At 38.0% G+C, this 7,897-nt stretch carries 9 protein-coding genes and 1 pseudogene; 7 read left to right on the forward strand and 3 right to left on the reverse strand.

Going from position 1 to position 7,897, the window contains the following annotated elements:
* Positions 1-165: 165 nt before the first annotated feature.
* From AAV98_RS12825 to AAV98_RS12835, 3 genes are all read left to right on the forward strand, one after another.
* A complete protein-coding gene (locus tag AAV98_RS12825; RefSeq protein ID WP_060665967.1) occupies positions 166-444 on the forward strand; it encodes a hypothetical protein in 279 nt (92 codons plus the stop codon).
* Positions 445-589: 145 nt separating this feature from the next.
* Positions 590-916, forward strand: a complete 327-nt coding sequence (locus AAV98_RS12830) for a cyclic-phosphate processing receiver domain-containing protein (RefSeq protein WP_197284291.1) — start codon at positions 590-592, stop codon at positions 914-916.
* 221 nt (positions 917-1,137) lie between these two features.
* Positions 1,138-1,665 (forward strand): mismatch-specific DNA-glycosylase, encoded by a 528-nt coding sequence (locus AAV98_RS12835; RefSeq protein WP_060665969.1) that lies wholly within the window; start codon positions 1,138-1,140, stop codon positions 1,663-1,665.
* A 50-nt stretch (positions 1,666-1,715) separates the two neighbouring features.
* Here the strand turns inward: AAV98_RS12835 and AAV98_RS12840 are convergent, their stop codons facing one another.
* From AAV98_RS12840 to AAV98_RS12850, 3 genes are all read right to left on the reverse strand, one after another.
* Positions 1,716-1,976 carry a hypothetical protein gene (locus AAV98_RS12840; protein WP_060665970.1) on the reverse strand — a complete coding sequence of 87 codons (261 nt, stop codon included), beginning with the start codon at positions 1,974-1,976 and terminating at the stop codon, positions 1,716-1,718.
* Between the two features lie 154 nt (positions 1,977-2,130).
* Positions 2,131-2,976, reverse strand: a complete 846-nt coding sequence (locus tag AAV98_RS12845) for an STAS domain-containing protein (protein WP_060665971.1) — start codon at positions 2,974-2,976, stop codon at positions 2,131-2,133.
* Positions 2,977-3,035: 59 nt separating this feature from the next.
* A complete protein-coding gene (locus AAV98_RS12850) occupies positions 3,036-3,998 on the reverse strand; it encodes a D-2-hydroxyacid dehydrogenase (protein WP_060665972.1) in 963 nt (320 codons plus the stop codon).
* 255 nt (positions 3,999-4,253) lie between these two features.
* On the opposite strand from AAV98_RS12850, the gene AAV98_RS12855 reads away from it, so the two are divergent.
* The 4 genes and pseudogenes from AAV98_RS12855 to AAV98_RS12870 all read left to right on the forward strand — a co-directional run.
* Complete coding sequence (locus tag AAV98_RS12855; protein WP_060665973.1) at positions 4,254-4,775, forward strand: sigma-70 family RNA polymerase sigma factor; 522 nt, start codon at positions 4,254-4,256, stop codon at positions 4,773-4,775.
* A complete protein-coding gene (locus tag AAV98_RS12860; RefSeq protein ID WP_060665974.1) occupies positions 4,768-6,099 on the forward strand; it encodes a DUF4179 domain-containing protein in 1,332 nt (443 codons plus the stop codon). Before AAV98_RS12855 ends, AAV98_RS12860 begins: the two co-directional genes overlap by 8 nt.
* 173 nt (positions 6,100-6,272) lie before the next feature.
* The gene (locus AAV98_RS12865; RefSeq protein ID WP_060665975.1) at positions 6,273-7,040 is read left to right on the forward strand and encodes a 3-hydroxyacyl-CoA dehydrogenase; all 768 of its coding nucleotides are present in this window, start codon (positions 6,273-6,275) and stop codon (positions 7,038-7,040) included.
* 620 nt (positions 7,041-7,660) lie between these two features.
* A pseudogene (locus AAV98_RS12870) lies at positions 7,661-7,897 on the forward strand (hypothetical protein); the annotation flags it as partial.

Consider the following 7,897-nt stretch of genomic DNA (forward strand, 5'->3'; position numbering starts at 1 on the left):
TACCCATTTAAACGCTAGCCCTCCAGCACAACCACTTTTCTTACAATTCTATCTGCATTACCACTAAGTTGCAAACCATTATGTTACAGATGAGTTAATTTGTAATAGTCCTGTCGCAATCCCGCATCTCGTCATACTATGTAGAAAAACGAAGGGGAGATACAGATGGGAAACGTCAAGAAATTCTTACTATTGTATGTAGCTATCATGGGGGTGTTGTATGGGATGTTCTCTGTATTAAGCTATAACAGCATACAAATCAAAATCGAAAAGTTGGAAGTATTGGAAGAACAATATATGAAAAAAGAGGCAGAAGGAGAAGTGTCATATTCCTTTAAGCAGCAATACACAAAGGAATATCAAGAATATGTCCGCCTCCAAAATAGATTCCAATCCTTTTGGATGAAGTGGGTATTCGATTTTCAGGAATTCAAACAGCCATAGTTTTAAAATTGGTACATTATTCCTATGTTTTTCTATTGAGGCCTGCTGCGAAAGTGTTTAGGAATGAGTTTGCAAGCATCTAGGAAAAAATTAGTAACGAAAGTATGTTACACTGTAGCTAAGTCAAATATTTGGAGGTGTCATCTTGAAAATCAATGTATTTCTAGATGATAGTCGAACATGTCCTGATGGGTATATACTCGCAGAAGACATTGACCAGTGCCTCACCTTGTTAGAGAACCATGCGATTGGGCATCTCTCTTTGGACCATGACTTGTTGAATAAACATCGAAATGGTCTGCTTCTCGTTCATAAGATGGTGGAGAACGAGCTGTATGCGGATAGAATAACTATTCATTCTGCAAACTCGGTTGGCAGTAAAGCAATGTATCGTTATCTCAAGCAAGCGCAAGAAGATATGAAAATGCCGCCAAACATCAAAATACTACTAAGACCTCTTCCGCTTTTTTAGGCGTTGCCCCTATATCTACGTAATATTCCATTCCTGGATACCGCAAAAGGGTTCGTACTTCACATAAATCGGATCTTTCAACTAGAGAAAATAGCCTGGACAAAAGAAAGCAATTAGAATTAGCCGCTTAATTATTAATAACGAAAAGACTAGGCGGTTAGCATCCGTTTGGTCTTTTTTATTAATCTTGCTAAAATAAATGGAAGAAAAGAGGTGAAACTATGGAGGCCATATATGACCATATCAGTCATAATCTAGATATTCTTTTTGTTGGCTTTAATCCAAGTATCCGCTCAGGTGAAACGGGTCACCACTATGCAAACCCAACCAACAGGTTTTGGTCCATCCTTTTTGAAGCAGGATTAACTCCAAGAAAATATGCTCCGACTGAGGATTTCAAGTTAGTAGAGCTGCATTATGGTTTGACCAATATCGTTTCGAAGCCGACTATAGGAGCGGCGGACATTACCAAAGAAGAGTACCAAAAAGGTAGAGTGGAGTTAAAAGAAAAGATAGAACTCTTTCGACCGAAAATAGTCTGCTTTGTAGGAAAAGGGGTTTATCAGGAATATAGCGGTGTACGTCAAGTGGAATGGGGGAAACAAAGTAGAACCATTGTTAAAGGGACCATTGATTTTGTAGCACCATCCTCCAGTGGGCTGGTGAGAATGAAAAAAGAAGAGATTTTAGATATTTACCGGGAGTTACATACATTGAAAAAGAGTGCAGGTACACAAAAGGTAAAATAGAAAAACACTTCCTCCATTATTGAGCGAAGTGTTTTCTGTTTGGTAACGACTTATTTTGGAATGACCGATGACTTCTGATTCTGTTCCAATGTTCTTAACATATTTCTTATTTCTAGCATATTTTCAATTTGGAGTGTGAGGGTGTGTTTGATTAACGTATTTTTCTCTTGTTGCCCATCCTTTAGGTTGGTAACATCTCTTTTTAAATCAACGCAATTTTGTTTTAGAGTTTCTTGCTCTTTCACAATCGCTAATTGCGCGGCTCTTATTTCTTTTAATTCTGCTAATATCTCATTAAGTAACTTTTCCATCTCTCTTCACTCCTTTTATAAGAAGAAGGGATCTCTTCTTATTTTTCATATACCCTACTTACTCAGATATATATAGTTTAAATACTCTTTCTAGAAAGACTTTAAACACAATACTCCATATTTTATCAGCATAGATAAGAAAAAACCCGACATGTTAGCGTCGGGTAGTGGATAAAGGTGGCAAAGTCAGTGCGCCTGCCAATGTAGGTTTGATGGAAACGTTTTGAAAAGATAAACCTAATTGAACAGTGGTTTGGGCAATTTCCGGTCTGATGCCAGATAAGGTCGTCTTCACACCAATTAGATTCAGCGCTTTAATGAGATTAAATATTTGGTCGGCAACAAGTGTATCTATAATTACCACGCCTGAAAGGTCTATAAATAAATGATTGATACCTTTTTCACCGCATTGCTCCAAGGTGTTTTCGAGAATGAATCTTGCTCTGCTTGTATCAATATCTCCAACTAAAGGCAAGAGTGCTCGGTTATTATCAAGGGCAATGACTGGCGAACTTAACTCTTTAATCATGTCTTGCTGTGCTTGCAGGCGTTCTTCTGCATATTTTTGATTCTCTTCGACGAACTTAAACACTACATTGTCAAATGCTTTCATAATCATTTGGTTATATAGTAACTGTTGGTCTTTTTCCTCTTGGTGCAGGGTGACAAACTCGTCAATAAAATCCAAGTACTGCTCCCGAACCCGAAAGAACTCCTTTAAAATATGGTGGATGGGCGTTTTTAGATGTTGATCATCCTGTGCAATAGACAATATCCAAGCCTCAAAGTCCTTGAAGAATTTTTCTTCTTCTTCAATAAAAATTTTACATAATTGAAGGTGAAATTCAAAATTTTGCTTTTTTAATGTGGCAATTACATCTGGATTTGTGGAGGCATAAACCCCCTTGGAATTGACTTTATCCAAGGATTCATACCATTCTTCTGTAAGAACTTTTGCTTTTTCTAATAAAAAGTTATGTAATTGACTATTCCGATGCATGTGTAGTTCCCCCTAACTCTCTCCCTATTTACCCTTAAACCTAACGGGTTAAACCATTTTTAATACCCTTTTTTATAATCCACAACATTTATTAAAGGCTTTTCATTTTTTAGATAGTGTTTGAGATTTGGAATAAAGATATCCTCTATTACGCGTTTGGAATAATGCTCGGTTGACCCTGAGGTGTGAGGGGTAATTATAACATTATTCATATCCCATAAAGGACTGTTTTCATGTAACGGTTCTTTGATAAAAACATCCAGCCCTGCGCCGGCAATGTCGTTCTCTTGTAAGGCCTGTACAAGGTCATTTTCTACTACTACTTCACCGCGCCCTATATTAATGAAGAAAGCAGACTTTTTCATCCGATTAAATTCTTCACTACCAAACATTCCTTCCGTTTCTTCAGTCAAAGGAAGCGTAATGACTACATAATCGCATTTAGGTAAAATTTCATGGAGCCTATCTGGGGTATACATCTCATCAACATAGTCAGTAGGTTTTCCAGAATGTCTGACACCCAAAACGTTCATTCGAAAAGCTTTGGCAATTTTCGCTGTTTCTTTTCCAATCTCTCCAACTCCAATAATACCTACAGTTTTTTCATGAATTTCAAGATTCATTTGTGCATGATGCCATACTTTTTCCTGTTGTTGTTTTACATATGTATGAACTTTTCTAGTTAACCCTAGCATCAAAGCAAAGATTGTTTCAGAAATTGGGTAAGCATGAACACCATTTGCACTGGTTAAAATAATTCCTTTCTCAGATAGAGTAGAAAGCGGCATGCTGTTGACACCAGCACTCCAGGATTGTATCCACTTAAGTGGTGAGCCTTTGGTTAACGAAAGATTATCTAGTTCCTTTTTCCAGCCAACGATTATTTCGGCGTTCTTAACATGGGGTGCCCAAATTTCTTTGTCTTTTCCTATTATAAGGTCAAAGTCTGGAGCCATTTCCTTAATTTGTTGAGTATATGCATCTCCGATATTTTGGGTAATAAGCATTAATCGTTTGGTCATTTGGTATAAACTCCTTCAATGGTATCTTTGTATTCATTTTAACAGATTATAAATAATTATTAGATATTTAAGCTGATGTATCTAGTATTTATGGGTGAAATGTCGAATAATTGAAGTGGAATGCCATATATTTTAGATGGAATCAGCTGTTCGGAAAAACAACAGGTGATTTTTTATTTTGTTAAAACTTTTTGATAGATCGAAATGTCTAATGAATATATGGGACAGCAAAAGAGCTTTTAGGGGCGTGAGAATTTGGAAACGAAACGGTTGGTGGAGAAAGCCAGAAAGGGAGATGAAGAGGCGTTTTTTACGCTGATCTCAACACATAAAGAACAACTTTATCGAATTGCCTATTCCTACTTGAAAAATGAAGCGGATTCGCTTGAGGCCATTCAAGAGGTAACCTATCGAGCATATAAAGGGATGATAAAACTAAAACAGCCAGACTATTTTTCCACCTGGCTTGTAAGGATCATGATCAATTACTGCAGGGATGAATGGAAAAAGAAAAAACGGGAGCCTAATATGCAAATGAAGATGGAGGAGCCGTATACGGAAGATAATGAACTTAAATTGGAAGTCCAAGAGGTTATTGCATTCTTAGGTGAGCCATATCAGACAGTCATTCAACTTCGATATTTGGAGGACTTTATGATAAAAGACATCGCAAAAGTAATGGATTCTTCAGAGAATACCGTGAAAACGTGGTTGAGAAAAGGCTTGGAAAAATTACGTCTGTATTGGGATGAGAAGGGAGGAAGCAAGCATGTTTGAAAAAGAAGAAGAGAAGTTGCTTGAGTGGAAGAAGAAGTACGGTACCGTAGAAATCCCTCATGATATTGATGATTACATTAGAAGTGGAATCAGAAAAGGGAAAAAGACTACCCGACCTCCTTTCTGGAGAATTGGCATGGTTGCTGCAAGCATCCTCCTTATCATTTTCCTTACCACTATTAGGGTATCCCCGGCATTCGCAAACTACGTAAGCACCATTCCCGGAATGGAGAGGATAGTGGAGCTGATTCGTCATAATAAAGGAATTATGTCCGCTGTAGAAAACGACTACCTTCAAGAAGTGGGAATTACAAAAGAGAATGATGGCGTTTCATTGACAATAGATGCCATCATAGTGGATGAAACGCAGATGCTGGTGTTTTATACCATAGAAAGTGAAAACAATCATTCCACAATCAATCTGAGTAATATCAAATTGACATCACATTCAGGTGAAAAACTCGGTGAGTATGGGATGACTTATGGAAGTCATAGTGAAGTAAAGAAAGGTGAAAAGGTTTCAGGTGAATTAAAAGTTACCTATCCGCATGGAATGATGATTCCTGAAAAATTTAACTTAGAAACTGGCATGAATTTAAATGAAGTAGATGTGATAAATGGCCTTTATTTTCCTATTGAAGTTGATACACAAAAATTTTCATCAATAACGAAAGAGGTATTTATTGACAAGGCAGTGGAAGCTGGAGGGCAGTCCATCTACTTTGAAAAAATGGAAATTCATCCAACCCGAATTGCGTTATTCTTAGAATATGATGAGTCTAACACTCACGATATATTCCGTTTTGATGATATAGCCCTAGAAGATGAAAAAGGGAACAGATGGACTTCAGACGGTGGCTCTTCAATCGATGATAACAAAATAGTAATGTACTTTGAGAGCAATTATTTTTCTGAACCTCAGCAACTTGACCTCGTCTTCTCCTCGTTTACCGCTCTCTCTAAAGACGAACTGGAAGTTGTTATGGACTTAGAAAATGAAAGCTTCATTAAGGCACCAAGTGATGAGCGGTTAAAAAAGGTTTGGCTGGAAGATGGAGAAAAAGACGTGAAAGGGATATATTTTCAGATTGAGGTCGACCCAAAAGACCATAATTACTTCTTTTCGCTTTTTGATAACAACATCGTGGATGCGAGTGGGACCATTCATGAATATAACACGAGAACATATTCATATATCGACGGAACAAATATGTTTGAACAAGGGATGATCTTGGATACGGATAAAATGGACAGTCCAATTACGTTGAAAATTACAGAATACCCTGCAAGAATTACAGAACAAGTCAAAGTGAAAATAAAATAAGAGAATGTAGGGGACACATCTTGGAAAGCGATGTGTCCCTTTCTTTTATATAGATGATTCCAGTATTCATACAGGTTGTACAGATTTCATACACTTATCTTGAAAACACTACTAACTTTACTGGCATGCTTTTTGCATAAACTTTAGCAATACATTGAAGGAGGTAGTTTTCTATGAACATTCAAAACTGTGTAGCACTCGTGACGGGGGGAGCTTCCGGACTTGGGGAGGCAACTGTCAGAAATATCGTTTCTAAAGGAGGAAAAGCAGTTGTTGCAGATTTATCAGAAGAAAGAGATGAAAGGTTAAAGGCAGAGTTAGGTGACTCCATCTTATTTGTAAAGACAGACGTTACAAAGGAAGAAGATGTTTGCAACGCATTAGATAATGGTATTGATACTTTCGGGTACATAAATACGGTGGTGAATTGTGCAGGAATCGGAGTGGCACAAAAAGTATTGAACCGAAAAGGGTCCCATTCGCTTGATGACTTTTCCAAAGTTATCTCTATTAATCTGATAGGTTCATTCAACGTTATTCGTCTAGCAGCTGAACGAATGAAAGAAAATGAACCGAACTCAGAAGGGGAACGGGGAATTGTCGTCAATACTGCTTCTGTCGCAGCATTTGACGGACAGATCGGCCAGGCAGCTTATTCTGCTTCAAAGGGCGGGATAGTTGGAATGACCTTGCCGATTGCCAGGGAATTCGCGTCATTTGGAGTCCGAGTTATGACCATTGCTCCAGGACTTTTTCACACCCCAATGTTTGATTCCTTACCAGCAGAAGCAAGAGATTCCCTTGGGAAAATGGTGCCATTTCCATCCCGACTGGGGTACCCGGAAGAATATGCCCAACTTGTACAGAGTATCATAGAAAATCCAATGTTGAATGGTGATACTATTAGGCTCGATGGAGCAATTAGAATGCAACCGAAATAAGGATGTTAATAGGAAGAGTTTAAACGGATTTCATAGTGGAGATCCGTTTTTTTGTGTTTAACAAGACTTTTTGAAAAACTCCCAAGGTCTCAAGTCCTTAAGTTATTGAAAAAGATGTTAAATGGTAAGAGAGAGGGCGTCTCAAGCCCCGAAGCAGTCGGAGAAAAGGTAAAACGGTAACAGATAGGCCGTCTCAAGACCCGAAACAGCGAAAGGGAAGGTCAAATGGTATCAGAGAAGGCGTCTCAAGCCCCGAAGCAGTCGGAGAAAAGGTAAAACGGTAACAGATAGGCCCTCTCAAGAACCGAAACAGCGGAAGGGAAGGTCAAATGGTATCAGAGAAGGCGTCTCAAGCCCGGAAGCAGTGGAAGAGAAGTTCAAACGGTAAGAGAGAAGGCGTCTCAAGACCTAAAGCAGTGGAAGTTAGTTTATACGGACGTGAAACCTAGTACAAGTAGTACTAAAGAAAGATGTTATTTTTTTAGAAAAGTTTTACTATGATAAGGTCCCATATAAGTGTTGTAACTTCAAATATTTACAATAAAAGGGGATTATTTGTTTAATACATAGGGAATCGTTTTATAGAAATTTAAAGATTGATTGTTGAAAGAAGGTAAACAATGAATATAAAGATGTTATTAGGAGTTTTAAGTTTAGTAACAATACTAGTTGGTTGTGGGATGCAAAATAAAGAAGATGTGCCTGATACAGTAGCTTTCCAAGATGAGTTTACAAAAGACTTTCTACAATCGTCTGAAGAAGTTGTAGAGGGACACTATCTCTTTAAGTCCCGAACGGACGGATATACCGTTCTCTTCCCTGTAAATGCTTCAATGGACAAAGCTGTATATGAAAGA

The sequence above is a fragment of the Bacillus sp. CHD6a genome (assembly GCF_001293645.1).
Lineage (GTDB): Bacteria > Bacillota > Bacilli > Bacillales > Bacillaceae_I > Sutcliffiella_A.